Source organism: Pseudomonas sp. NBRC 100443 (genome assembly GCF_030268185.1).
GTDB lineage: Bacteria > Pseudomonadota > Gammaproteobacteria > Pseudomonadales > Pseudomonadaceae > Pseudomonas > Pseudomonas citronellolis.
The window spans coordinates 169212-193413 of record NZ_BSQE01000007.1; the positions used below are offsets into that span (position 1 = coordinate 169212).

24 protein-coding genes, 1 tRNA gene and 1 riboswitch are annotated in these 24202 nt (G+C 69.2%); of the genes, 9 read left to right on the forward strand and 16 right to left on the reverse strand.

Annotated features, from left to right (window positions below; all coding sequences use genetic code 11):
• Positions 1-212 precede the first annotated feature (212 nt).
• Positions 213-433, reverse strand: a riboswitch (cobalamin riboswitch).
• Between the two features lie 22 nt (positions 434-455).
• Positions 456-2495 (reverse strand): FUSC family protein, encoded by a 2040-nt coding sequence (locus QSJ95_RS11595; RefSeq protein ID WP_285642488.1) that lies wholly within the window; start codon positions 2493-2495, stop codon positions 456-458.
• Between the two features lie 131 nt (positions 2496-2626).
• Between QSJ95_RS11595 and QSJ95_RS11600 the strand changes: the two genes are divergently transcribed.
• The 4 genes from QSJ95_RS11600 to QSJ95_RS11615 are packed head-to-tail and all read left to right on the forward strand — an operon-like array spanning position 2627 to position 6116.
• Positions 2627-3775, forward strand: a complete 1149-nt coding sequence (locus QSJ95_RS11600; RefSeq protein WP_024128234.1) for an MlaE family ABC transporter permease — start codon at positions 2627-2629, stop codon at positions 3773-3775.
• Entirely contained in the window at positions 3769-4560 is a 792-nt protein-coding gene (locus QSJ95_RS11605) for an ABC transporter ATP-binding protein (RefSeq protein ID WP_178132241.1), read from the forward strand. The genes QSJ95_RS11600 and QSJ95_RS11605 overlap by 7 nt, the downstream gene beginning before the upstream one ends.
• Positions 4561-5499: an MlaD family protein gene (locus QSJ95_RS11610; protein ID WP_009618444.1), complete on the forward strand. Its 939-nt coding sequence runs from the start codon at positions 4561-4563 to the stop codon at positions 5497-5499.
• A complete protein-coding gene (locus QSJ95_RS11615; protein ID WP_285642489.1) occupies positions 5496-6116 on the forward strand; it encodes an ABC-type transport auxiliary lipoprotein family protein in 621 nt (206 codons plus the stop codon). Before QSJ95_RS11610 ends, QSJ95_RS11615 begins: the two co-directional genes overlap by 4 nt.
• 199 nt (positions 6117-6315) lie before the next feature.
• Here the strand turns inward: QSJ95_RS11615 and QSJ95_RS11620 are convergent, their stop codons facing one another.
• The 9 genes from QSJ95_RS11620 to hflK (QSJ95_RS11660) form a co-directional block, all read right to left on the reverse strand.
• Complete coding sequence (locus QSJ95_RS11620; protein ID WP_285642490.1) at positions 6316-7341, reverse strand: Fic family protein; 1026 nt, start codon at positions 7339-7341, stop codon at positions 6316-6318.
• A 90-nt stretch (positions 7342-7431) separates the two neighbouring features.
• A complete protein-coding gene (gene cobF, locus QSJ95_RS11625) occupies positions 7432-8199 on the reverse strand; it encodes a precorrin-6A synthase (deacetylating) (protein ID WP_285642491.1) in 768 nt (255 codons plus the stop codon).
• 2 nt (positions 8200-8201) lie between these two features.
• Positions 8202-8459, reverse strand: coding sequence for a hypothetical protein (locus QSJ95_RS11630; protein WP_009618451.1), 258 nt, complete (start codon positions 8457-8459; stop codon positions 8202-8204).
• A gap of 103 nt (positions 8460-8562) precedes the next feature.
• Positions 8563-8766 (reverse strand): hypothetical protein, encoded by a 204-nt coding sequence (locus QSJ95_RS11635; protein ID WP_009618454.1) that lies wholly within the window; start codon positions 8764-8766, stop codon positions 8563-8565.
• 69 nt (positions 8767-8835) lie between these two features.
• Positions 8836-10806: a cation-translocating P-type ATPase gene (locus tag QSJ95_RS11640; protein ID WP_285642494.1), complete on the reverse strand. Its 1971-nt coding sequence runs from the start codon at positions 10804-10806 to the stop codon at positions 8836-8838.
• Positions 10807-10818: 12 nt separating this feature from the next.
• Positions 10819-11307 (reverse strand): hypothetical protein, encoded by a 489-nt coding sequence (locus QSJ95_RS11645; RefSeq protein ID WP_009618457.1) that lies wholly within the window; start codon positions 11305-11307, stop codon positions 10819-10821.
• A 99-nt stretch (positions 11308-11406) separates the two neighbouring features.
• Positions 11407-12432: a protease modulator HflK gene (gene hflK, locus QSJ95_RS11650; protein WP_285642499.1), complete on the reverse strand. Its 1026-nt coding sequence runs from the start codon at positions 12430-12432 to the stop codon at positions 11407-11409.
• Positions 12425-13450: a protease modulator HflC gene (gene hflC, locus QSJ95_RS11655; RefSeq protein WP_285642500.1), complete on the reverse strand. Its 1026-nt coding sequence runs from the start codon at positions 13448-13450 to the stop codon at positions 12425-12427. Before hflC ends, hflK (QSJ95_RS11650) begins: the two co-directional genes overlap by 8 nt.
• Positions 13447-15420, reverse strand: coding sequence for a protease modulator HflK (hflK, locus tag QSJ95_RS11660; RefSeq protein WP_285642503.1), 1974 nt, complete (start codon positions 15418-15420; stop codon positions 13447-13449). The genes hflC and hflK (QSJ95_RS11660) overlap by 4 nt, the downstream gene beginning before the upstream one ends.
• A 194-nt stretch (positions 15421-15614) precedes the next feature.
• Between hflK (QSJ95_RS11660) and QSJ95_RS11665 the strand changes: the two genes are divergently transcribed.
• The 5 genes from QSJ95_RS11665 to QSJ95_RS11685 all read left to right on the forward strand — a co-directional run bounded on the left by QSJ95_RS11665 (position 15615) and on the right by QSJ95_RS11685 (position 19789).
• Entirely contained in the window at positions 15615-16613 is a 999-nt protein-coding gene (locus QSJ95_RS11665) for a D-cysteine desulfhydrase (protein ID WP_285642504.1), read from the forward strand.
• A 112-nt stretch (positions 16614-16725) separates the two neighbouring features.
• Positions 16726-17529 carry a cystine ABC transporter substrate-binding protein gene (gene tcyJ / locus QSJ95_RS11670; RefSeq protein WP_009618462.1) on the forward strand — a complete coding sequence of 268 codons (804 nt, stop codon included), beginning with the start codon at positions 16726-16728 and terminating at the stop codon, positions 17527-17529.
• Positions 17529-18200, forward strand: coding sequence for a cystine ABC transporter permease (gene tcyL, locus QSJ95_RS11675; RefSeq protein ID WP_249920214.1), 672 nt, complete (start codon positions 17529-17531; stop codon positions 18198-18200). The genes tcyJ and tcyL overlap by 1 nt, the downstream gene beginning before the upstream one ends.
• Positions 18197-18961: an L-cystine ABC transporter ATP-binding protein TcyN gene (gene tcyN / locus QSJ95_RS11680; RefSeq protein ID WP_009618464.1), complete on the forward strand. Its 765-nt coding sequence runs from the start codon at positions 18197-18199 to the stop codon at positions 18959-18961. The genes tcyL and tcyN overlap by 4 nt, the downstream gene beginning before the upstream one ends.
• A 129-nt stretch (positions 18962-19090) precedes the next feature.
• Positions 19091-19789: a pirin family protein gene (locus QSJ95_RS11685; protein ID WP_285642507.1), complete on the forward strand. Its 699-nt coding sequence runs from the start codon at positions 19091-19093 to the stop codon at positions 19787-19789.
• A 54-nt stretch (positions 19790-19843) separates the two neighbouring features.
• Here the strand turns inward: QSJ95_RS11685 and QSJ95_RS11690 are convergent.
• From QSJ95_RS11690 to QSJ95_RS11715, 6 genes are all read right to left on the reverse strand, one after another.
• A tRNA-Ala gene (locus tag QSJ95_RS11690) sits at positions 19844-19919 on the reverse strand.
• A 58-nt stretch (positions 19920-19977) separates the two neighbouring features.
• Positions 19978-20640, reverse strand: coding sequence for a class I SAM-dependent methyltransferase (locus tag QSJ95_RS11695; protein ID WP_285642509.1), 663 nt, complete (start codon positions 20638-20640; stop codon positions 19978-19980).
• Between the two features lie 15 nt (positions 20641-20655).
• Positions 20656-21186 carry a C40 family peptidase gene (locus tag QSJ95_RS11700; RefSeq protein ID WP_043314203.1) on the reverse strand — a complete coding sequence of 177 codons (531 nt, stop codon included), beginning with the start codon at positions 21184-21186 and terminating at the stop codon, positions 20656-20658.
• Positions 21187-21268: 82 nt separating this feature from the next.
• Positions 21269-21901 carry a C40 family peptidase gene (locus QSJ95_RS11705; RefSeq protein ID WP_285642511.1) on the reverse strand — a complete coding sequence of 211 codons (633 nt, stop codon included), beginning with the start codon at positions 21899-21901 and terminating at the stop codon, positions 21269-21271.
• Positions 21902-21966: 65 nt separating this feature from the next.
• Complete coding sequence (locus tag QSJ95_RS11710; protein ID WP_058070210.1) at positions 21967-22731, reverse strand: NAD-dependent deacylase; 765 nt, start codon at positions 22729-22731, stop codon at positions 21967-21969.
• Between the two features lie 13 nt (positions 22732-22744).
• Positions 22745-24139: a sigma-54 interaction domain-containing protein gene (locus QSJ95_RS11715; RefSeq protein WP_285642512.1), complete on the reverse strand. Its 1395-nt coding sequence runs from the start codon at positions 24137-24139 to the stop codon at positions 22745-22747.
• Positions 24140-24202: the final 63 nt, after the last annotated feature.

A 24202-nucleotide genomic window follows, 5' to 3' on the forward strand; every position in this document is an offset into this window, starting at 1 on the left:
CCGAAGGCGGCCGTGCTCGCGATGCCTGGGCACCGGGGCTGAAGGGGCGTGCGGGGGGGACGACGGAAAGCAGCCGCGCGGCGCGGGGCCGTGGCTGGAAGGAGAATGCTCATCTGCCTGATCGCTCCACCGCTCTCACCCGCGCGGCTAGTAAACCGGGATGACGCGGGGCGATCGGAGCGCGGCCTGGGCAGCGCCCGACGGCTTCCTGCGCGTCGTCGTCGCTACGGGCCGGTCTCCGGGCTCGCGAGTGAAGGTCACCGGACCTCTGCGGCTGCGCCTTCCCATGCCGTTGGCACAGTGGCTGTTGCGTCCGCGTGACTCGCCTACCGTTGCGGGGGCAGCGCCGGAATGACCGAATTGGCTCGGTTGCACCGGCTTCCCTGTTTCACCTTCGGCCATGGCCGAGGGCACCTGTAGCAGGCGCGCAGCTTAGAGGCAGGCGGGGTGGCCGGTCAATCGGAGGCGGCGATGGGTCGCGCCTGCTGCGCGGGCGCGGCGGCCGGGTCCTGGCGGCACCAGCGCAGCCAGATGAACTGCAGCTGGACCAGGGTGGCGCGAGCCAGTTCGCGGTCCTCGGCCGGCAGCCGGTGGTCGTTTTCCAGGGCCTTGAACAGCGCCACGCTGGCCGCCTCCAGGGCCTGCTCGCGGCCGGCGCGCGGGCCGCCGGCGAGCAACAGGTCGTGCAAACACAGCAGGTAGGCGTCGCGGGCCCGGCGCACGGGGCCGCGGGCAGCGGTCAGGCGCGCGCGCAGGAACAGCAGCTCGTCGCCCAGGTCCAGCGCCAGCAGGCCGCCGCGCCAGCGCGCGCGGCGCTCGGCCGGCAGGTTCTTGTAGAACTGCGCCAGGCGCAGCAGGCGGTCGGCGCTGCGGCCGTCGAACCAGACCTCCAGCGGCGGCAACGGACCGCGGGTGAGCCGCGCGAGGTCGGCGAGGATGGCCGCCAGCACGCGGCGGTAATGGCGCTGCCCGGGCGCCAGGCGCACCAGGTTGAACACCAGCACGGCGAAGGCCACGCCGATCACGGTGGCCAGCGCCGAATTGAGGAAGTGGCCGAGGTCGTAGCTCATCTCGTTGCTCGGCCCGATGTTCTTCACATAGAAGATGCAGAAGGACGAGGCGATGGCGGCGATCGGCGGCCGCGTCATGCACAGCGCGGCGATGAACAGCGGCACGCCCAGCACCAGCGCCAACGCCGGGAAGCCATCGCACAACGGCAGTATCACCAGGCCTGCGACGCCGGCAAAAGGTACCGACAGGACGATGCCGCGCAGGAAGTTCAGCCCGGCGCCGGCCGGGTTGTCGCGGCTGGCGAACAGGCTCAGCACCACGCCGGTGATGGACACCGCGCCCAGGCCGCTGGGCCAGGCCGTGGCCAGCCAGAAGGCCGACACGCAGAGGAACGCCAGGGCGCTGCGCAGACCGTAGAGCAGGCCACGCTCGATGTCGCGGTGCCAGACGATCACCCCCGGCGCGTTGCGCGGCGCCTCGCCGTAGACCAGCGCCTGCATGCTGCGCTGGGCCTCGCCGGCCATCTCCAGGGTGCGCGCCAGGCATTCCAGGCACAGGCGTTGCTGGGCGTTGTCGCGTTCCCGCGCGGCGGCACCGAGGCGTTCGCGGCAGTCGTCGAAGGCGCGGTACTCAGCCTTCTCCAGCAGCACCATGACCTCGCGCCGCCAGGGCTCCAACGCGGCCGCCGCGGCCTGGTCCAGCAGCCGCCATTCCCGCGCCACCTTGCGCGCCGCACGCAGCAGGCCCAGCAGGTCGGCGTTCAGCACCCGCAGCGCCTGGGCCCGGCGCCGGCCGCTCTCGCCCTCGAACCAGGCGTGTTCGCGCTGCGCGTCCACCGCCACGATGCGGCCCATGGCGCGGATCAACGGGCCGCGCTCGTCGGCGCCGGTCAGTTCGGCAGCGGCCGCTTGCAGGCCGGTCTCCCAGGCGCCCTTGCCCTGCTCCGCCAATTGCTGCTGCACGCGCCGCGGCCAGAGCACGATGCTCACCAGCGATGCGCAGAGGATGCCCAGGCCGATCTCCGAGCAGCGCGCCACGGCCTGGTCGAACACCGTCATGGGCGCGGCGCTGGAAGGCAGCGCGATGATCGCCGTGGTATAGCCGGCGAGCACGAAACCGTAGGAAGAGAAGTTCTGCAGCAGCGAGGCGCCGGCGGTGCAGAACGCCAGCCAGGCGGCCATGGCCAGCAGGAATGGCAGCGGCGCCTGGCCGAACTGGGCGATCAGCGCCACCGAAACCACGGCGCCAATGCAGGTGCCGAGCAGGCGGAACACGCTCTTGGCCAACACCATGCCGCTCAGCGGCTGGCTGACCACGAATACCGTGACCAGCGCCCATTGCGGTTGCTGCAACTCAAAGCGGAACGCCAGGTAGAGCGCGAGAATGCCGGCCAGCAGCGACTTGCTGGCGAACTGCAGGTCCGTGCGACGCGGGCGCAGCACGGCGCGAAAGAACTCGGTGAACAGCGAGAGGAAGGCAGGCATGCAGACATACCGGCAAAATCGTTGACCGAACTATTAAATAGCTTGCTAACAATGTCAAGAAACATCCTGTAACCGCCCTGAGTGGAAGGCGACGGATGGTCTCGTCACACAACTCCGCTAGACTCCGTGGGATGACCGAAACCGCTCAAGCCGGCCAGCTGCGCCTGGACACCTCCGCCTCCCCGCCCCTGCTGCAAGTCAGCGGCGACTGGACGCTCGCCCATTTCGCCGACCTGCAGCGCCAGGTCGGCGCCCTCGACGGCCAGCGGACCCACGCCGGGGGCTTCGACTTCAGCCGGCTCGGCGCCCTCGACACCGCCGGCGCCAGCCTGCTCGCCGACCTGATCGGCGCCAGCGGCCTGCAGCGCCTGGACGAGATCGCCGCCGAGGTGCCCAGGGAGCGCCGCGACCTGCTGCGCGCGGTGGGCAGCTCCATCACCCAGTGCCGCCTGCACGAGAAGAAGCCGCCGCCAGGCAACGCCCTGGTCGACCTGCTGGAACGCATCGGCCGCGCCATGGAGGTCTTCTGGAAGGACCTGGTGGGCGTGCTCGGCTTCATCGGCCTGACCCTCGAAAGCCTGGCGCGCTGCGCCCTGAACCCACGGCGCTGGCGGCCCACCTCGCTGGCCGCGCACATGGAGCAGACCGGCCTGGACGCCGTGCCCATCGTGGCCTTGCTGACCTTCATGGTCGGCGCCGTGGTGGCCTTCCTCGGCGCCACCGTGCTGAACAAGTTCGGCGCGGCCATCTACACCGTCGACCTGGTGGGCTTCTCGTTCCTGCGCGAGTTCGGCGTGCTGCTCACCGCCATCCTCCTCGCCGGGCGCACCGCCAGCGCCTTCACCGCGCAGATCGGCTCGATGAAGTCGAACCAGGAGATCGACGCCATCCGAGCCCTGGGCCTGGACCCGATGGAACTGCTGGTGCTGCCGCGGGTGCTGGCGTTGCTGCTGGTACTGCCGCTGCTGACCTTCCTGGCGATGCTCTCGGGCATCGTCGGCGGCGGCGTGGTCTGCGCGCTGTCGCTGGACATCTCGCCGCGCATGTTCATGGTCATGCTGCAGAACGACATCGCCGTGCAGCACTTCCTGGTGGGCCTGGTGAAGGCGCCGGTGTTCGCCTTCGTGATCGCCGTGATCGGCTGCCTGGAAGGCTTCCGCGTCAGCGGCAGCGCGCAGTCGGTGGGCGAGCACACCACCTCGGCGGTGGTCCAGTCGATCTTCGCGGTGATCCTCATCGACGCCATCGCCGCGCTGTTCTTCATGGAGATGGGCTGGTGAGCGAAGAAGCCATCATCCAGGTCCGCGACCTGTGCAACCGCTTCGGCGACCACGCGGTGCACGAGCACCTGGACCTGGACGTGCGCCGCGGCGAAATCCTCGGCGTGGTCGGCGGCTCCGGCACCGGCAAGTCGGTGCTGCTGCGCGCCATCATCGGCCTGCGCCGGCCCCAGGAGGGGCAGATCCACGTGTTCGGGCAGAACCTGCTGGAACTGCCGCCGGAGCAGCGCTCGAAGATCGAACGGCGCTTCGGCGTGCTGTTCCAGAACGGCGCGCTGTTCTCCTCGCTGACCGTCAGCGAGAACGTCTGCCTGCCGTTGATCGAGCACGCCGGGCTCACCCGCGACGACGCCGAGTACCTGGCCAAGGTGAAGATCTCCCTGGCCGGGCTGCCGCCGGAGGCCGGCGACAAGTATCCCGCGGAGCTGTCCGGCGGCATGGTCAAGCGCGCAGCCCTGGCCCGCGCCCTGGCCCTGGACCCGGACATCCTGTTCCTCGACGAGCCCACCGCCGGCCTCGACCCGATCGGCGCGGCGGCCTTCGACCAGTTGATCCTGACCCTGCGCGAGGCCTTCGGCCTCACCGTGTTCCTGGTCACCCACGACCTGGACACCCTCTACACCATCTGCGACCGCGTCGCCGTGCTGTCGCAGAAGCGCGTGCTGGTGGTCGGCAGCCTCGACGAGGTGGCGGCCAACCCCGACGCCTGGGTCCAGGACTATTTCCACGGCCCGCGCGGCCGTGCCGCGCAGCAGGCGGCGGACCGCCTGCGGGAGGAGAACTGAATGGAAACCCGCGCCCACCACGTGGTCATCGGCCTGTTCACCGTGCTGGTGGCGGCCGGCGGCCTGCTCTTCGGCCTGTGGCTGGCCAAGAACAGCAGCGACCAGCAGTACAACTACTACGACGTGATCTTCACCGAGGCGGTGACCGGCCTGTCCCAGGGCGGCACCGTGCAGTACAGCGGGATCAAGGTCGGCGACGTGGTCAGCCTGCGGCTGGACCCGCGCGACCCGCGCAAGGTGCTGGCGCGCATCCGCGTGTTCGACCAGACGCCGATCCGCCAGGACACCCGCGCCAAGCTGGCCATCACCGGGGTCACCGGCACCGCCATCATCCAGCTCAGCAACGGCTCGCCGGAAAGCCCGCCGCTGGTGGGCAAGGACGGCCAGGTGCCGGTGATCAAGACCATCCCCTCGCCGCTGAGCAAGCTGCTGGCCAACGGCGAGGACATCGCCACCAACGTCAGCAACCTGATCAACAACGTCAACCGCATGTTCTCCCAGGAAAACGTCGACCGCATCAGCCGCACCCTCGACCACATCGACCAGGCCACCGCGGTGATCGCCGAGCAGCGCGGCGACATCCGCCGCACCGTGCAGGAACTGGCCGCGGCCAGCGAACAGGCCAAGCTGACCCTGGCCAACGCCAGCCAGCTGCTGGGCAACGCCAACCAGTTGCTCGGCAGCCAGGGCAAGGATTCGCTGGTCAGTGCCCAGCAGACCCTCGCCGCGCTGCAACGCAGCAGCGAGAAGGTCGAGCGCCTGCTCGACAGCAACTACGACTCGGTCAACGGCGGGCTGAACGGCCTGGGCGAGATAGGCCCGGCGGTGCGCGAACTGCGCGCCACCCTGGAAAACCTGCAGCGGGTCACCCGGCGCCTGGAAGAGAACCCGACCAACTACCTGTTCGGCGGCAACCGCACCAAGGAGTTCCAACCATGAAGGCCCCCCTGCGCCTGCTCGGCTACAGCGCCCTCGCCGCCCTGCTCGGGGCCTGCTCGATCCTGCCCAAGGCGGAGACCCCGGACATCTACCTGCTGCCGGCGCAGCAGCAACCGCCGCGCGCCACGCCGGCGGTGGACTGGTCGCTGCGGGTGCTGGCGCCCAGGGCCAGCCAGGTGCTGGACAGCAACCGCATCGCCGTGCAGCCCAGGGGCGACCTGCTCAGCGTCTACAAGGGCGCGCGCTGGGCCGACGGCGCCCCGCCGCTGCTGCGCGACCGCCTGCTCGACGCCTTCCGCGCCGACGGCCGCATCCAGGCCCTGAGCAGCGACGAAGTCAGCCTGCAAGCCGACCTGGAACTGGGCGGCGACCTGCGCGCCTTCCAGGCCGAATACCGCGACAAGGGCGTGGAAGCGGTGGTCATCCTCGAAGCCCGCCTGGTGCGCAGCGCCACCCAGCGCATCGTCGCGACGCGACGCTTCGAGGTCCGCCAGCCGTCCGCAGGGGAAAAGGTGCCGGAAGTGGTCAGCGCCTTCGGCCAGGCCACCGACCGCCTGGCCGCCGAGGTGGTGGGCTGGACGTTGCAGCAGGGGCAGGCGCAGAAGTTCGAGCGGTGAAAGACCGCACCCCATGGCGCGTAGGGCGCATAACGCCTACGGCGTTATCCGCCGTTTGGCCTCGGTCCCCGGCGGCGCCAAGGCCAACCGTGGCGTTGGCTGTGGCCCCGGCGTATCGGCGTATAACCGCGAACGGTTATACGCCCTACGGAGCGCCTTTCGTAGGATGGGTTGAGCGAAGCGATACCCATCGCCACGGCTAGTCGGAAACTCGCCTGCGCCAACCCGGATCGGTCAAGCGATAACACTGCAGGGGACTGCGCGGAGAATCCGGTTGGGTCATTTCCAGCAATCCGGACGCTATCGCCGGCCCCAGGTAGTTCTTCCGGAAGGTTGGCCGGTGCGACAACCCCAACCTGCGCATGATTTCCGAGGACTTGAGGGCTTCTCCCTTGTTGAAAGCCTGCAACAGCTGTTGCACGCTCTCGTTTACTTGGTCGGTAACTTGATCGCTTACTTGTTCGGTCTGCGCGACTTCGTCCATGGCTGCCAGTAATGCCCGCAACATGTAGTCAACGAAGGGCGTCGCCTGTGCAACATGATCGGCCTCGGCCAAGGCCGCGTAGTAGGCCTCCTGCTGGGCATGGATGACCGTCTCCACGGGCAAGTAAGCCAACAGCGGATTCCAGCGACTGAGTATCAAGGTCTGCCAGAGTCGTCCCATGCGCCCGTTGCCATCGGCGAACGGGTGAATGAATTCGAACTCGTAATGAAAAACACAACTCGCCAGTAGCGGGTGCCAGTCCGTATGGCCCAGCCACTCCAGCAACTGCCCCACCAGCGTCGGGACACGGTTGGCCGGCGGCGCCATGTGTAGCAGTTGGTCACCCCGGTAGATGCCGACACCACCCTGTCGAAAATGCCCTGCGTCGTCGATGAGCCCTTCCATCAGGCTGGCGTGGGCTGCCAATAGATCGAGTTGAGAGGTCGGGTGCCAGGAAGGCAGGTATTCATAGGCGCGAAAGGCATTGCGCACTTCCTGGATTTCACGGGGCAATCCCAGCACCCGCTTCCCCTCCAGCACGGCAGTGACCTGCTCGACGCTGAGGGTGTTGTTTTCGATGGCCAGAGAGGCCTGGATGGTACGGATACGGTTGCCGCGCCGTAGTTGAGGCGTCAATGCCGAGTCGCCACCCACCGAAAGCCGGCCGACCCGCTCGCAGATTTCACCGACCAATCGCAGCAGTGAAGCGGAAAGGGCAAGCGGTGGTTCATAGGCCTTCATGGCGATATCGGGTCCGAGTCTGCGCAGGCATCCGAAGCGATAGTGCGTACATTGGCGGCACTGCCACCCGTGGCAAACACCGAGCGCACGTTATTGGTTCTCCACCCGCCGCAACAGATAGGTATCCATGATCCAGCCATTGGCCTCGCGGGCCTTCAGGCGCGTGTCGCGGATGCGTTCGGCGACTTCGTCCAGGCGGCCGGCGATCAGCAGTTCGTCCGGGGTGCCGACGTAGGCGCCCCAGAAGATTTCCAGGTCCTGGCCGCGCAGGCCGGTGTAGCTGTCCTGGGCGTCGAGCATCACCACCACGTCCTGCACGCCGGCGGGCAGGCCTTCGCGGGCCAGGCGGCGGCCGGTGGTGATCTGCAGCGCGCCGCCTATGTGGTTGAGCGGGATGCGGTGGCGCGCGGCCAGGGCCTGCACGCTGGTGATGCCGGGGATGACTTCGTAATCGAAGCGCAGCCGGCCGCTGGCGAGGATGGCGTCGAGGATGCGGATGCTGCTGTCATACAGCGCCGGGTCGCCCCAGACCAGGAAGGCGCCGCACCCGTCTTCGGCCACGTGCTCGTCGATCAGCCGCTCGAACAGCGCCTGCTTGGCCGCGTTGAGGTCCACCACGCTGCCGGCGTAGTCGGCCACGCCGCGCTCGCGCTCCGGCAGTTCGGCCTCCACCACGCGGTAATCGCTGCGCTCGACGTAGCGCTCGCAGATGTCGCGGCGCAGGTCGAGCAGCTTGCTCTTGCTGGCGCCCTTGTCGAGCAGGAAGAACACGTCGGCGCGGTTCAATGCCTTGACCGCCTGAATGGTCAGTTGCTCGGGGTCGCCGGCGCCCACGCCGATCAGCAGCAGTCGTTTCATGGTCATTTGCAGTGGTAGGGGCTTTCGCCTTCCAGTTCCTGGTCGGCGTCGATGTCACGGATGATCACCGTGGCCTTGGGATAGCTGGAGCAGAGCGCGTTGCGCACCGTGTAGATGCCGCTGCCCTGGGCCAGGAAGGATTTCTTGTTGAGCTTCTGCCCATTGGCGTCGACGGCGTCTATCTCGTAGTGGCCGCCGAAGGTCTTGCAGCCGCCCAGCACCAGCAGGCTGGCGCCGAGCAACAGGGGAATCGCTTTCATTGCCTCTCCTTGTCTGCGACCGGCAAAGGTGCGAGCCGGTCATTCTGAGGATGTCGGGCCTGTTTCGACAAGCCCGGCGGCCATTTGCTCCCCGCCGGAGCCGTCAGCGCTTGCCCATGGAGCGGCGCGAACCGCGGGGCGCCGGTGGACGGCGTACATCCTTGTCGTGGGCCTTGCGCGGCTGGTAGCCGGCGGCGGCGTCCTTCTGCGCGGCGAGGGCGGCGCGGGTCAGTTCGGCCAGGGACAGCGGGGCCTGGGCCGGGGTGTCCGCGCTGTCGTCGCGCGGCGGCTGTTGCGAGGAAGTCATGATAGAGACCGGGTGAAAGATGCGGAAACGGCGCCCATCATACCCGATAGGCACCGTGCCCGCTGCTCCTCAGGCGCCGACCGGCTCCCCGGTGGGCCCCGCCGGGCGCGCCTGGCCGAGGCTTTCGTCGAAGCGCAGCAGGCGCCCGGCGTTGCCCAGCACCAGCAGGGTGCTGAGGTTGTGCAGCACGGCGGCGATCATCGCCCCGGCGGCGCCGAGCAGGCCGAAGGCAGCCGCCGCGACTATCGCCAGGGTCCAGCCCAGGCCGATCGCCACGTTCACCTGCAGGGTGCGCCGGCACTGGCGGCTCAGCCGCACGCAGGTGCCCAGGCGGCGCAGGTCGCTGCCGATCAGCACCACGTCGGCCGAGGCCAGGGCGATGTCGGCGCCGCCGGCGCCCATGGCCACACCCACCACGCCGGCCTTGAGCGCCAGCGAGTCGTTGATGCCGTCGCCCACCACCAGCGGGCGGAAGCCCTTGTCGATTTCCTCGCCGACGCGGTGCAGCTTGTCTTCCGGCAGCGCCTGGGCGCTGACTTCGGCGATGCCCACCTCGCGCGCCACGCCTTCGGCGACGCTCTGGCGGTCGCCGGTGAGCAGCAGCTGGCGGCCCAGGCCCAGTTCGCGCAGCTCGGCCATGGCCTGCGGCGCTTCCGGGCGCAGGCTGTCGGCCAGCAGCAGCCAGGCGCGGAAGCGCCCGCCCAGGGCCAGGCCGGCGATGGGGCCGTCGTGCTCGGGCACCGGCGCGGTGGCGATGCCCAGTTGGGCGAACAGCTCGGGCCGGCCGAGGGCTGCCTCGCCCTGCGGGGTGTGGGCGATGACGCCCAGGCCCTGGCGTTCGCGGATGTCTTCCAGCGGGTGGTAGGCATCGTGGGGCACCAGCGCGGCCAGGGCGCGGCTGACCGGGTGGCTGCTGGCCGCGCCCAGGCTGGCGGCCAGTTGGCGCAGCTCCGCCGGGTCTTCCCCGGGCTCGCCGCGCAGGGCCTGCAGGCGCAGGCTGCCATGGGTCAGGGTGCCGGTCTTGTCGACCACCAGCGAGGTCAGGTCGGCCAGCTCTTCGAGGAAGGCCGAACTGCGGATCAGGATGCCATGGCGCGCCGCCACGGCGATGCCAGCGATGGCCGTGGCCGGCGCAGACAGCACCAGGGCGCAGGGGCAGGCGGCGACCAGCACGGCGAGCATGGCCTGGGGATCGTTGGTGACGAACCAGGTGACCGCGGCGATCAGCAGCACCAGCACCATGTAGCGCCCGGCATAACGCTCCAGCAGGCGGGTGATCGGCGGCTTGGCGCGCTCGGCGCGCTGCATCAGGGCGATCACCTTGCCCAGGGTGGACTCCTCGCCGGTGCGCGTCACCTCGATGCGCAGCAGGCCGTCGAGGTTGATGGCGCCGCCGTAGACTTCCATTCCGGCCTGCGCCTCCAGCGGCACCGATTCGCCGGTGATGGGCGCGGTGTCCAGGCTGGCCTGGCCGTCCAGCACCCGGCCGTCGGCCGGCACGCGGTCGCCGGCGCGCACTTCCACCTGGTCGCCGGCGCGCAGTTGGGCGTTGTCCACTTCCTCCACGGCGCCGTCGGCGCGGATGCGCCGGGCCTGGCTGCGGGTCAGGCGGCCGAGGGCCTCGATGGCTTCCTGGGAGCCGATCACGCTGCGCTCTTCCAGCACGTGGCCGAAGATCATGATGATCGGCAGCAGCGCGGCGGTCAGCAGGTCGCCGGTGGCCCAGGCGCCGAGCATGGCCAGGGCGATCAACTGGTCGGTGATGCCGTGCAGGCTGGGGTGGCGCAGGCTGGCGGCGGCCGAGCGCAGCACCGGCACCGCCACCAGCAGCGAGGCGACGCCCAGCAGCATCTGCGCCACGCCCTCCTGCTGCGGCGCCAGCCAGCGCCAGAGCAGGCCGAGCAGCAGCAGGCCGAGGGCGAGCATGGCCAGGCTCAGTTGGCGGGCGGCGGCGCGCTGCTCGTCGCGGCTGAGCATGGCCCCGGTGAGGTGGCCGTGGCTGTGGCCATGGTGATGGCCGTGGTGGTGGTGTGCGCTCATCTATCGCTCAGGTCATTGGCTCGACGCGGTCTCGTCGTCCTTGAGGAGGGTGGCCCGGGGCGGGAAGCGGGTGTCCGGGCGCTGTACGTATTCCTCGGCCTCGGCCTCGGTCAGCACCCAGATCTGGTTGACCTGGCCGCTGAGGCCGCTCTTCAGGGCGACGAACTTGTCCTTCAGCTGCGGCATCAGGCCGTTGACGATGAACAGGTTGTTCTCGTTGCGGATGCGCACCGAGACCGCCACCGGGTAGCTCACGGTCTTCTGGTACAGGCCCAGGCTGACCACCTGCTTGAGCAGGTTGGGCTTGGGCCGCTTGAGGGTGATGACCGGGAAGCTGGCGCTGTCCACCACGCCCACCAGCATGCCCGAGGGCAGTTCGCGGCCGGCCTCGGCGCTGCCGGCGCCGAGCAGCAGGCCCAGGGCCAGCAGCAGCGCGCCCAGGGGGCGCCAGCGGTTGCCCCGCGACGAAGTGGAAGAGTGCCGGTAAGCGACAGCGTTCATGGAGTGTCCCGCCCTAGGTGTTTTCTCGGAATGTGGGTGTCGGGCCTGCGGCCCTCGGCGAGCCTAGCGCGTCCGTGTGACATCTGTCCGCCCATTGCTTCACGGCTGCGGCCCCTGGAGGATCAGGCGGCCGGCATCGCGGGGGTCGACGGTGGTGACCGCGCCGGCCTTGCCGAGGATGCCCGGCACCCGCTCGCGGTACAGGCGCAGCAGCAGGCCGGGGTCCTGGCTGGCGGCCAGGCTGGTGATGGTCGCGGTGTCGGCATGGGCCTTGGCCAGGCGCTCGCCGGCCTGGGCGCGGGCCACCTGCAGGGTGCGGTCGGCGGCCTGGGTGGCCGCCTGGGTCTGCCGCGCGGCGTCGTTCTGCGCGCTGGCGACGTTCTGCTCGGCCAGCTGGCTGGCGGTGAGCACGGCGTTGAAGGCGCTCACCGCCTCGCGCGGCAGCGAGGACTGCACGTCCACCCGCTCGATCTCGATGCCCAGCCCGCTGCCGGCGGCGGCCAATGCCGCCAGGCTCTGGTTGATGCCCTGCTGCAGGTCGCCGCGCAGGCGCTCGCGGCGCTCGGCCACGGCGCTGTCGCTGCCGACCAGTTCGGGGCGGGCGACCAGGATGGTGTCCAGGTCGCGGGCCGCGCACACGCTCACGGAGTTGCGCGCCACCAGGCGGTCGAGCGCCGGCAGCACGTGCTCGCCCTGGAGCACGTAGGCGTAGGGGTCGACCACCTTGTAGAACACCCGCACGTCCAGTTGTACGACGCCGGCATCACCGGTCAGCAGGTAGCCGGAGCCGGCCGTGGCATCGTTGACCAGGCTGACGTCGAGGTCGGTCTTCTGCGCCTGGGCCGAGCGCAGCAGGGTTTCCACCCGGCGCTCGATGACGCGCTCGGCCGCCGGCAGCAGCACCACCTGCTCGAAGGGCCGCGGCCAGGCCAGCAGCAGGCCGGGGTTGGCGATGCGCTGCAGGGCGCCCATGCGCAGCACCACGGCGCGGCTGTCCGGGCCGATCTCGCGGACGTTGGACAACGCCCAGCCGAGCGCCGCCAGCAGCGTCACGCCATAGAGCGCGACGAACGCCAGGCGCCCGGCCTGCAGCCAGGGGCTGCCGCCCTGCTCGCGCTCACTCATGCTGCGCGCCCGCCTTGGGCGCCGGCAGTTGCGGCGGGCCGTCCACCAGCACGCGGAAGGGCGCGGCGTCGGTGCGCAGGACCAGGCGGGTGCCGGAGTTGACGATGGTGCCCAGGGTATCCAGCGAGCGCAGCAGGTTGTACAGCTCGGGCGAACCGGCGTAGGCCTTGGCGTAGATGTCCGCCGCCTCGACGCGGGACTGCGCCTCGATGTCGGCGGCCTTGACCGTGGCGTCGGCCTGCAGGATGCGCGCGTCGCGCTCGGCGGCGGAGCGGATCTCAGCGGCCTTGCGCTTGCCCTCGGCGGTGCGCTCGGTAGCGATGGTCTCGCGCTCGGCGCGCATGCGGTCGACGGTGGCGCCGAGGGTCACCGAGGGCAGCGTCAGGCGTTCGATGCCCACCTGCAGCACACGCACGCCGTAGGTGTCGCGCAGGGTCTTGTCGATCTGCCCGCGCAGGCGCTGCTCGAAGTCGGCGATGCGCACCTTGCTGCCGTCGGTGTTCACCAGGTCGGCCAGGTCGAAGCCGCTGGCGGTGGTTTCCAGGGCCGAGCCGACGAAGGTGCGGATCTGCCGCGCCGCCTCGTCGGGCTGGTTCTGCACCGCGCGCATGAAGCGCTGCACGTCGTCCGCGTCGGGCTGCACCTGCCAGGCCACGTAGGCCTGGACGATGATGCGCAGGCCATCGCGGGTGCCGACGTCCTGCAGGCCGCTGGAGGTGGTGCGCAGGCGCAGGTCCACCGGGATGGCCGCCTCGAACGGCACCGGCAGGCGCCAGGCCAGGCCCGGCTGCAGCAGCACCCGCACCGGGTTGCCGAAACGGGTGACCACGGTCGCCTCGCCGGAGCGCACCTGCACCAGGCAGGCGGTGGCTGCGGCGAACAGCACCAGCAGCGCGGCCAGGCCGATGCGCCGCCAGGGCAAGGGCCCGGCGCCGCCGTGCTCATGCTCGTGAGGGTGGTGGCCGTGCTCATGGTCGTGGTCGTGGTGCGCGTGGTCGTGGCTGTGCGACGAACTCAAGGGGCGAGCTCCTGTTTGGCCGGCTTGCGCGCCGGGTCGAAGGGCGCGGTGAAATAGCCGCGCAGGTCGAGGGTCGGCGCATCGCCGGCGCCCAGTCGATGGTCGATGACCAGGGCGTTGGCATTGCCCAGGCCCTGGCCCAGGCGGGCGAAATACTGTTCCAGCAGGAACGACTGGCCGGCGTCCTGCCAGGCCTTGCGCTCGGCGCCGAAGCGCAGGTCGGCGGCCCGCGCCGCGGCCAGCGTCTCGCGGGCGTCGGCATTGGCCTTGTCCACCGCCTGGCTGGCCGCCAGGCGGGCCTCGTTGCCCTGCTCGGCGGCCTTGCCGCGCTCACGGGCGATCAGGGCCTGGGCGGTGATCTGCGCCGCCTGCACACCATGGTAGGCGTTCGCCGCGCCGGCCGGCGGGTGGATGGCCTCGACCACGGTGGCGAGGATTTCCACGCCGCTGTGCAGCTCGTCGAGGTCGGCCTGCACGGCCTTGCCGATGTCCTGCGCCAGGGCCTCGCGCTCGCCGCCGAGGACGCCGTCCAGGGTGCGCGAGGCGAAGTCATGGACCAGCACGCGGCTGGCGGTACTGCGGATCAGCGCCGGCACGTCGGCGCTGTTGTAGGTCGCCGCCAGGGCCGCAGCGTCGTCCAGGCCGATGCGGTAGACGAAGCGAACGTCCATGTTGACCACCTGGAAGCTCTGCTTGCCTTCGGCGGCGCTGGCGATCACCTGGGATTTCTCGCTGCGGTGGGAGGCATCCCACAGGCGGTTGGCGCTGTCCGGCGCGGGGCCATCGGCCGGGCCCGGCGGGTCGGCGACGGCGGAATCGCCGGAGGTGGCCAGTTCGTGGATCACGCCGTTCTCCACCGCGAGCACCCGCCCGAACGGCCAGGGCAAGCCAACATGCAGGCCCGGCTGCAGCACCGCCTCGGGCTTGCCGAAGCGCTCGTAGACGCCACGGCCGTCCAGGGACACCTCGTGTATGCCGCTGAGCAACCAGCCGACCAGCGCCACCAGCGCGGCCACCGGCAGGAAGGCGCGGCGCATGAAGGCGAAGGCCCAGACCTGGCGCAGGTCGATACCGAAGCGCTGCTGCAGCTCGTCCTGCAGGAACTGCAGCGGCCGCGGCGGCCAGCGCAATTGCCCGGCCACCAGGCTGCGGGCGACCAGGCGCGGCTCCTCGCGCTCACGTTGCGGCAGGAAGGCGGAAAACACCGCGCGCGCCAGCAGCTCCACGGCCACCGCGGCGGGCAGCAGGCCGAGCAATACCAGCAGGCGCACCGGCCAGAGGTTGTCGGCACTGGCGAACAGCAGGCCGGGCAGCGACAGCAGCTGCACGGCGATGACCAGCCGCAGCAGCGGCGCCAGGGCGGCGGCTTCCGGCCACTGGGCCTCGGCGTTGGCGGCGAAGTGACGCTCCAGCACCAGCAGGCCGAAGGCGCCCAGCAGCAACAGCCCGGCGCCGACATAAGCCGCCTGGCCAAGGTCGGCGCCCGGCAGCGCCAGGCTCCAGCCGGCGCGGATCACCAGCAGCGCGGCGACGCAGAGCCCCGCCAGCCAGAGCGCGCCCGGGCCGATGCGCCGCAGCAGCGAACGGATGCCACGGCCGATGCTGTCGAGGAAGCGGTCATAGGCGCTCAGCGCCTCGGGGGCTAGCGGTTCGTCCGCCGTCTCACGCCCGCCGAACCAGCGCAGCGAAGGCTCCTGTCCCAGGGCGCGCGCCCGCCAGGCGTCGACGCGCCAGGCCGACTGCGCCGCCGCGGCCAGCAGCAGCAAGGCCGCGGCGTTGTTGCACAGCAGCGGCAGCCAGGGCGAACGGGCGGCGAACAGGCCGATGAGGATCGCCAGGAGGAACAACAGCGCGGCCAGCAAGCCGCTGCCCAGGGCCAGGGCGAACAGGCGCCGGGCATGCACCGCGGCCTGCTGGAAGCGCGGCAGCGCCTGCAGGTCCTCGCCCGCGGTGTCCAGGTCGACTCGCATTACAACTCCAGAGGCGGCCAGGGGGCCAGCCGGTACATCGGCGCGCAGGGAAACAAAATGTAACCTTATAACAATCGGCGTGAAATTCTCGTCGAGACGCGGCGCAAAGAAAAGCCCCGCCGGCGAATTGCCGCGCGCCCCTGCCCCGTTCTATCTTGGCGGATCGTTCAAGTACCGCCGAGGTCCCCATCCCGATGAGCTCCCTGCGCGACGCCCTCGCCCGCTTCCCCCGCCTCGACCTGATCGGCGCCCCGACCCCGCTGGACAAGCTGGAGCGCCTGTCGGCGCAGCTGGGCCGGGAACTCTTCGTCAAGCGCGACGACCTCACCCCGCTGGCCATGGGCGGCAACAAGGTGCGCAAGCTGGAGTACCTCGCCGCCGATGCCCTCGCCGCCGGCGCCGACGTGCTGGTGACCGCCGGCGCCATCCAGTCCAACCACGTGCGCCAGACCGCGGCGCTGGCCGCGCGCCTGGGCCTGGGCTGCCTGGCCCTGCTGGAAAACCCCATCGGCACCGAAGACGCCAACTACCTGGGCAACGGCAACCGCCTGCTGCTGGACCTGTTCGGCACCCAGGTGGAAACGGTCGCCAACCTCGACGACGCCGACGCCCTGCTGCAGGACGCCTGCGAGCGCCTGCGCGCCCAGGGGCGCAAGCCCTACCTGGTGCCCATCGGCGGCTCCAATGCCCTCGGCGCCCTGGGCTACGTGCGTGCCGGCCTGGAGCTGGCCGAGCAGGTGCGCGCCGGCGGCCGGCACTTCGCCGCCGTGGTGCTCGCTTCCGGCAGCGCCGGCACCCACGCCGGGCTGGCCCTGGCGCTGGCCGAAGCGCTGCCGGAAACCCCGGTGATCGGCGTTACCGTCTCGCGCCCCGACGCCACCCAGCGGCCCAAGGTGGAAGGCCTGGCGCAACGCACCGCGGACCTGCTCGGCCGGCCGCTGGCGGCGCACTTCGCCATGCACCTGTGGGACGCCTACTTCGGCCCGCGCTATGGCGAGCCCAACGCCGGCACCCTGGATGCGGTGCGCCTGCTCGCCGCGACCGAAGGCCTGCTGCTGGACCCCGTCTACACCGGCAAGGCCATGGCCGGCCTGCTCGATGGCGTGGCCCACGGCCGCTTCGCCGAAGGCCCGCTGCTGTTCCTGCACACCGGCGGCGCCCCGGCGCTGTTCGCCTACCCGTCGCGGCTGTGAATTCATTCAAGTTATATGAACAGGATATTTCATTATTTTATTGCATAACCATTGACCCCCTATAGTCGCGCAGCCTACTAACCTGCTTGAAACACCAAGAACGAGGGCAACCATGAACTTCTCCATCCTGCGACGCGGTTTCATCTTCGCCGGCCTGACCCTGGCCCTCGGCGCCAGCTTCCTCGGCCAGCAGGCCTCGGCCGACGAGGACCTGCTCAAACAGATCCAGGGCAACGGCGCGATCAAGGTCGGCCTGGAAGGCACCTACCCGCCCTTCAGCTTCGTCGACGAGAACGGCAAGCTGTCCGGCTTCGAAGTGGACTTCGCCGAGCTGCTGGCCAAGGAACTGGGGGTGAAGGCCAAGCTCCAGCCGACCAAGTGGGATGGCATCCTCGCCGCCCTGGAGTCCAAGCGCCTGGATGTGGTGATCAACCAGGTGACCATCTCCGAGGAGCGCAAGAAGAAGTACGACTTCTCCGAGCCCTACACCGTCTCCGGCATCCAGGCCCTGGTGCGCAAGGGCGACGAAAGCAAGTACGACACACCCGAGAAGCTCGCCGGGGTGAAGGTCGGCGTGGGCCTGGGCACCAACTACGAGCAGTGGCTGAAGCAGAACGTGCCGCAGGCCGACGTGCGCACCTACGAAGACGACCCGACCAAGTTCCAGGACCTGCGCAGCGGGCGCATCGACGTGATCCTGGTGGACCGCCTGGCCGCCTTCGACATGGTCAACAAGACCAAGGGCGCCATGGCCCTGACCGGCGCGCCCTTCGCCCGCCAGGAAGCCGGCATCGCCCTGCGCAAGGGCAACCCCGAGCTGCTCGGCGCGCTGAACAAGGCCATCGAGAAGTTCAAGGCCGATGGCTCGCTGAAAAAGCTCTCGGAGAAGTGGTTCCAGGCTGACGTCACCCAATGATCGACGAAAGCCTGCAGCTCGCTCTGGATTCCGCGCCCTTCCTGCTCAAGGGCGCGGTCTTTACCGTAGTCCTCAGCATCGGCGGGATGTTCTTCGGCCTGCTGCTGGGGTTCATCCTCGCCTTGGCGCGGCTGTATGGCCACGCCGTGTTCAGCTGGCTGGCGCGCATCTACGTATCGTTCTTCCGCGGCACGCCGCTGCTGGTGCAGCTGTTCATGATCTACTACGGCCTGCCGCAGCTGGGCCTGGAGCTTGACCCGCTGCCAGCGGCGCTGATCGGCTTCTCGCTGAACATGGCCGCCTACGTCTGCGAGATCCTCCGCGCCGCCATCGGCTCCATCGACCGCGGCCAGTGGGAGGCGGCCTCCAGCATCGGCATGACGCGCGCCCAGACGCTGCGCCGGGTGGTGCTGCCGCAGGCCGCGCGCACCGCCCTGCCGCCGCTGGGCAACAGCTTCATCTCGCTGGTCAAGGACACCGCCCTGGCCGCCACCATCCAGGTGCCGGAGCTGTTCCGCCAGGCGCAGTTGATCACCGCGCGGACCTTCGAGGTGTTCACCATGTACCTCACCGCCGCGCTCATCTACTGGGTGCTCGCCAGCGTCCTGGCGCACCTGCAGAACCGCCTGGAAGAGCGGGTCAACCGCCATGACCAGGAGCACGAGGCATGATCGAGGTACGCAAGCTCACCAAGCAGTTCCGCGGCCAGGAGGTGCTCAAGGGCATCGACCTCTCGGTCGCGGCCGGCGAGGTGGTGGCGATCATCGGCCCCAGCGGCTCGGGCAAGACCACCCTGCTGCGCTGCCTGAACCTGCTGGAAATCCCCAACGGCGGGACCATCCGCGTCGGCGACATCGAGATCGACGCCTCGCGCCCGCTCAAGCCGCAGCAGGGGCTGATCCGCAAGCTGCGCCAGCACGTCGGCTTCGTGTTCCAGAACTTCAACCTGTTCCCCCACCGCACCGCGCTGGAGAACGTCATCGAAGGCCCGGTGATCGTCAAGAAGGAGCCCCGCGACAGCGCCGTACAACGCGCCCGCCAATTGCTGGCGAAGGTCGGCCTGGCCGGCAAGGAAGACGCCTATCCCAAGCGCCTCTCCGGCGGCCAGCAGCAGCGCGTGGCCATCGCCCGGGCCCTGGCCATGCAGCCGGACGTGATCCTCTTCGACGAACCCACCTCGGCGCTCGACCCGGAGCTGGTCGGCGAAGTGCTGGCGACCATCCGCGGCCTGGCTCAGGAAAAGCGCACCATGGTCATCGTCACCCACGAGATGAGCTTCGCCCGCGACGTCGCCAACCGGGCGATCTTCATCGACAAGGGGGTGATCGTCGAACAGGGCGACGCCAAGACGCTGTTCGCCCAGCCCCGCGAGGAACGCACCCGGCAGTTCCTCAGCAAGTTCCTCAATCCTGATCAGGGGCGACCTGAATAAATCTGTAAATTCGATAAATTAGCCCGGATATTTGCGCTTTTATATCGACTCAAGCGGGATCAACATAGCCTCCATGAACTGCGCAGGCCGGCCAACTCGCCGGCCCAGCGCCCCAAGAGGACTGATCCCATGATCGAACGCAGACCCTTCACCCAACTCGGCGGCGCCCACCACGGCTGGCTCAACGCCAAGCACCACTTCTCCTTCGCCGAGTACTACGACCCCGAGCGCATGAGTTGGGGCAACCTGCGCGTCTGGAACGACGACGAGATCGACCCGGGCACCGGCTTCCCGCCACACCCGCACCGCGAGATGGAAATCATCACCTACGTGCGCCAGGGGGCGATCACCCACCAGGACAGCCTGGGCAACAAGGGCCGCACCGAGGCGGGCGACGTACAGGTGATGAGCGCCGGCAGCGGCATCGTCCACTCCGAATACAACCTGGAGCAGGACGTGACCAGGATCTTCCAGATCTGGATCCTGCCGACGCAACGCGGCGGCACGCCGTCCTGGGGCGCCAAGCCGTTCCCCAAAGGCGACCGCGCCGGTCGCTTCGTGATCCTCGCCAGCGGCGACGAAAACGACGAAGACACCCTGCGCATCCGCGCCGACGGCCGCCTGGCCGCCGCCACCCTGAAGGCCGGCCAGAGCGCCGAATACGCCCTGGGCAACGACCGCCGCGCCTACCTGGTGCCGGCGGCTGGCAAGGTGGAAGTCAACGGTGTGCTCCTGGAAGCCCGCGACGGCGCGGCCATCGCCGAGGAAGCGGTGGTGAAGGTGACAGCGCTGGAGGACAGCGAGGTGATTCTGGTGGATGTTGCCTGAGGGCCGCGGCGAAACGAAAAAGGGCACGCGTTTGCGTGCCCTTTTTCATTCGTCTGGTGGACCGAAGGAGGATCGAACTCCCGACCTCCGCATTGCGAACGCGGCGCTCTCCCAGCTGAGCTATCGGCCCGAGGTAGGCAGAATCTAGCCCAGCCGGCGACGCCAGGCAATGCCCCTTGCGCGGGTGCTCAGCGCTTGCGGCACAGCCCCATGCCATCGCCCAGCGGCAGCAGCGAATAGTCCACCCGCGCGTCGCTTTTCAGTGCCAGGTTCAGTTGCTGGATGGCGCGGGTGTCGGCGCTTTGCGGGTTGGCTTCGAGTACCCGGCCGCTCCACAGCACGTTGTCGAAGATCGCCAGGCCGCCTTGGCGCAGCAGGGTCAGGGCGTGTTCCAGGTAGCGTGGGTAGTTGGCCTTGTCGGCGTCGATGAAGGCGATGTCGAAGCTGCCCGCCTGCCCTTCCTTTTCCAGGCCGGCCAGGGTGTCCAGCGCGGGGCCCAGGCGTAGTTCGATGCGGCTTTCGACGCCGGCGTCGCGCCAGTAGGACTGAGCCGTGGCGTTGTAGTCGCCGGGCAGGTCGCAGCAGAGGATATGGCCGTCTTCGGGCAGCGCCTCGGCCATGCACAGGGCGCTGTAGCCGGTGAAGGTGCCCACTTCGAGGATGCGCCGGGCGCCGGTCAGCTTGACCAGCAGAGCGAGGAACTGGCCCTGTTCGGGGGCGATCTGCCAGCGCGCCGTGGGCAGGGCAGCGGTTTCCTCGCGCAGGCGCGCCTTCAACGGGGTGTCGCGCAGGGAGGTGTCGAGCAGGTATTGGTAGAGCGCGTCGTCGAGGTTGAGCGTACGGGTGGTCATGGCCCCTCCTGGAGATCAGGGGTGGAGGGCGAGGCTCTGTACCGCGAGGACGCGCTTGGCTTCCAGGAAGGCCCGCTGCCAGTAGGGGCTGTCGAGGCTGTCCAGGCGCACGGTCCCGCCCGTTCTGGGCGCATGCACGAAGCGCCCCTCGCCGACATAGATACCCGCATGGCTGACGTTGCGTCCACCGTTGGTAGCGAAGAACACCAGGTCGCCGCTCTGCAGGCCTTCGCGGCCGACCACGGGGGCGCGCATGCCGATCATCTCGCGGGTGGAGCGCGGCAGTTGCAGGCCGGTGGCGTCGCGGTAGACGTAGCCGATCAGGCCGCTGCAGTCGAAACCGCCATCCGGGGTATTGCCGCCCCAGCGATAGGGCGTACCCACCAGGCCGATGGCGCGGATCAGCACGTCGTCCGCAGCCTGGGAATCGCTGAAGTTGTTCGAGGGCGCGTAGACCACCGGCGGCGGCGCGGGCGGCGTATGGCTGGCGCAGGCGGCCAGCAGGGAAACGAGTGCGAGGGTGATGATGCGGAGGGAGGTATGCATGTGATGGCATCCCCTGTTCAGGAATGCCATCACTTTGCACCGTCAAACGCTTAAGCGCAATACTTAAAGTAAAACTTTAAGATTAGCGCGTTACCGTCTGTTGCGCCTGGTAACCCGGCTCCAGGACGCGCTTGGCTTCCATGTAGCTCAGGCGCCAGTAGCTGTCGTCCAGGTTGTCCACCCGTACACCACCGCCACGGCGGCTGGCGGAGTGGATGAACTGGCCATCGCCGATGTAGATGCCGGCGTGGCTCACACGTCCGCGACCACGGTTGTTGAAGAAGATCAGGTCGCCCGGTTGCAGGTCTTCCTTGGAGACCAGCGGGACGTCCATGGTGATCATCTCGCGCGTGGAACGCGGCAGCTTGATCCCAGCCTCTTCGCGGAACAGGTAGCCGACGAAGCCGCTGCAATCGAAACCGGTTTTTTCCGAACGGCCCCCGAAGCGATACGGCGTGCCGATCAGTTCGAATGCGCGATCCAGAATGCTGGAAACCCGCCCTGACGGGTTCCCGTTATCATTTCCTGCCCCCTCGTCTTCTACATCCGCCAGCGTTGCCTGATGGTGGTCAATCTGAGCCCAGCTGCGGGTGGCCTGCTCTACGGCGGCCTGCTGTTGACCCGGCTGGGACTCTGGCGAATGGCTGGCGCAAGCGGCCAGCAGCAAGACGAAACTCATGGGCACGAGGGGTGCGAAGCGTCTAAGCATGGGCACGACCGTGTCTCATTAGTTCCATTAGCGCGCTAATTTGCCCGCTCGATCGAGCCGATGCAAGTTTTTTATCGCGAAATGTGACCTATCAGTTGCGGCAGAATGTCTAAGGCTCGTCCTGCAATTTTTACATCGACCCTCGAACTGAGGTCGGTCGGCGCCGGATTCACCTCGGCGACGAAGCCGCCGGCGGCCCGGGTGCGCAGCACCGGCTCGACGATGTAGGGAAAGCTCGCCGTGGTCCCCACCAGCAGCACGACTTCGAAGCCTTTGCGCAATTCGCCGTAGAGGCTGTCGATCGCCGCCTCCGGCAACATCTCCTCGAACAGCACCACCGGCGGCCTCAGCACACCGCCACAGACCGCGCATCGCGGTGGCAGCGGACGCTGCAGGTGTTCCTCCAGTTCATCGCTCTCGGCCCCGCAAGACTGGCAGTACAGCGGCCGCAATTCGCCGTGGATCTCGATCAGCCGTTCCATCGGCGAACCGGCACGGCGGTGGAAGCCGTCGATGTTCTGCGTCAGCACCCAGCACTCCGGCTTGCGCCGCTGCAGTTCGGCGATGGCCTCGTGGCCGGCGTTGGGCGCTGCCGCGAGGCAGGCCCGGCCGAGTTGCGCCAGGTACTTCCAGCACAGCGCCGGGTCGCGCCGCAGCATGGGCCCGGAGATGGCCTGCTCGATGGCGATACCCTCCTCGGTCACGCCGTTGTACAGGCCGCCCAGGCCACGATAGGTGGGCATGCCGGAATCCGCCGAGAGGCCGGCGCCGGTGATCACCAGGATGCGTTCGGCGGCCTGCACGGCTTGGACGAGCGCGGCCATTGATGGGTCCATGGGCGGGTTCCTGTCAGGCCGGCGTGTCGCCAGCGGGTGGGTGCCGTATGGCCAGGCGCTGCAGGCGCCCCAGCAGCGTCGTCCGTGGGATGCGCAGGCTGGCGGCGGCCTGCGAGAGGTTGCCCCGCGCCCGGCGCAAGGCCTCTTCTATCAGCTTGCGCTCCTGTTCCGCCAGCCTCTCGCGCAGGCCCAGCGCCGGCGGCTCGTCTCCGGCCACCGCCATGCCCCGTGGCTCCTCGTCGGCGAAGACCACTTCGTCGAGCACCGGTCCGCCCTGGCCATGCAACAGCAGGCTGCGGCGGATCACGTTTTCCAGCTGGCGCACGTTGCCCGGCCAGGCGCAGGCCTGCAGGCGCGCCAGGGCCCGCGGCCCCAGGGCCGTCACCCGCGGGTTCAGGCTGCGCGCGTCGCGGCGCACGAAGGCCCGGGCCAGCAGCTCGACGTCAGCCGGGCGCTCGCGCAGCGGCGGAATGCTCAGGCAACCGACCTCCAGCCGGTAGTAGAGATCCTCGCGCAGGCGCCCCTCGGCGATCGCCTGGTGCGGCGCCTGGTTGCTCGCGGCGACCAGGCGCACGTCCGCGCGCAGCGGCCGCAGGCCGCCCAGCGGCAGATAACTGCCGTCCTGGAGCACGCGCAGCAGCTTGCTCTGCAGGGCCATGGGCATGGAGTTGATCTCGTCGAGGAACAGCGTGCCGCCTTCGGCCAGGGCGAACATGCCCTTGCGGTTCTCGGCGCCGGTGAAGGCGCCGCGGGTAGTGCCGAACAGGGTGCTCTCCAGCAGCGTCTCGGGGATGGCCGCGCAGTTCAGGCTGATCATCGGGCCGCTGCGCCGCGGGCTGAGGGCGTGGGCGCGGCGGGCGAAGAGTTCCTTGCCGGTGCCGGTCTCGCCATGGATCAGCAGCGGCAGGTCGGTCGCGGCGAAGATGTCCAGGCGCTGCAACTGCCGCTGCAGGCCGGGGGTGACGCTGAGGATCGGCGGGCAGTCCGGTTCGTCGTCCGTTGCAGCGCATTCCGCCACCACCTCGCCCACCTCCATCGCCCCGAGCAACTGGCCGCCGCGGCCGTGCAGCGGGATCGCCCGGTGCCGGTACTGCAACAGCTCGCCGCCGGCGCCGACATAGGCCTGCAACGTGTCGATGGACGGCCGCTCCTGGGCCAGGCAGCGCAGCAAGGTGCTCTGTTCCGCCTGCAGCCAGGGCGCGCTCTGCAGCACGTGCATGCCCAGCGCCTGCCGTGGGTCGAGGCCGTCGAGCAGGCCGCTGGCCTGGTTGTAGTAGACGAAGCGCCCCTGGGTGTCGACCACCGTGACCGGTTGCCGCAGCCCATCGAAGATCGGCGCCAGGCTGTCCACCAGCCAGCGTAATTCGTCCTTTTCCGTAGGAACCGTCGCATTCTCGACAACAGCCATGGCAGCCCAGCCTTTATATCCGTCCGGTTTTCGACAACTGTCCCAGTTTCGACGAAAGCGCGC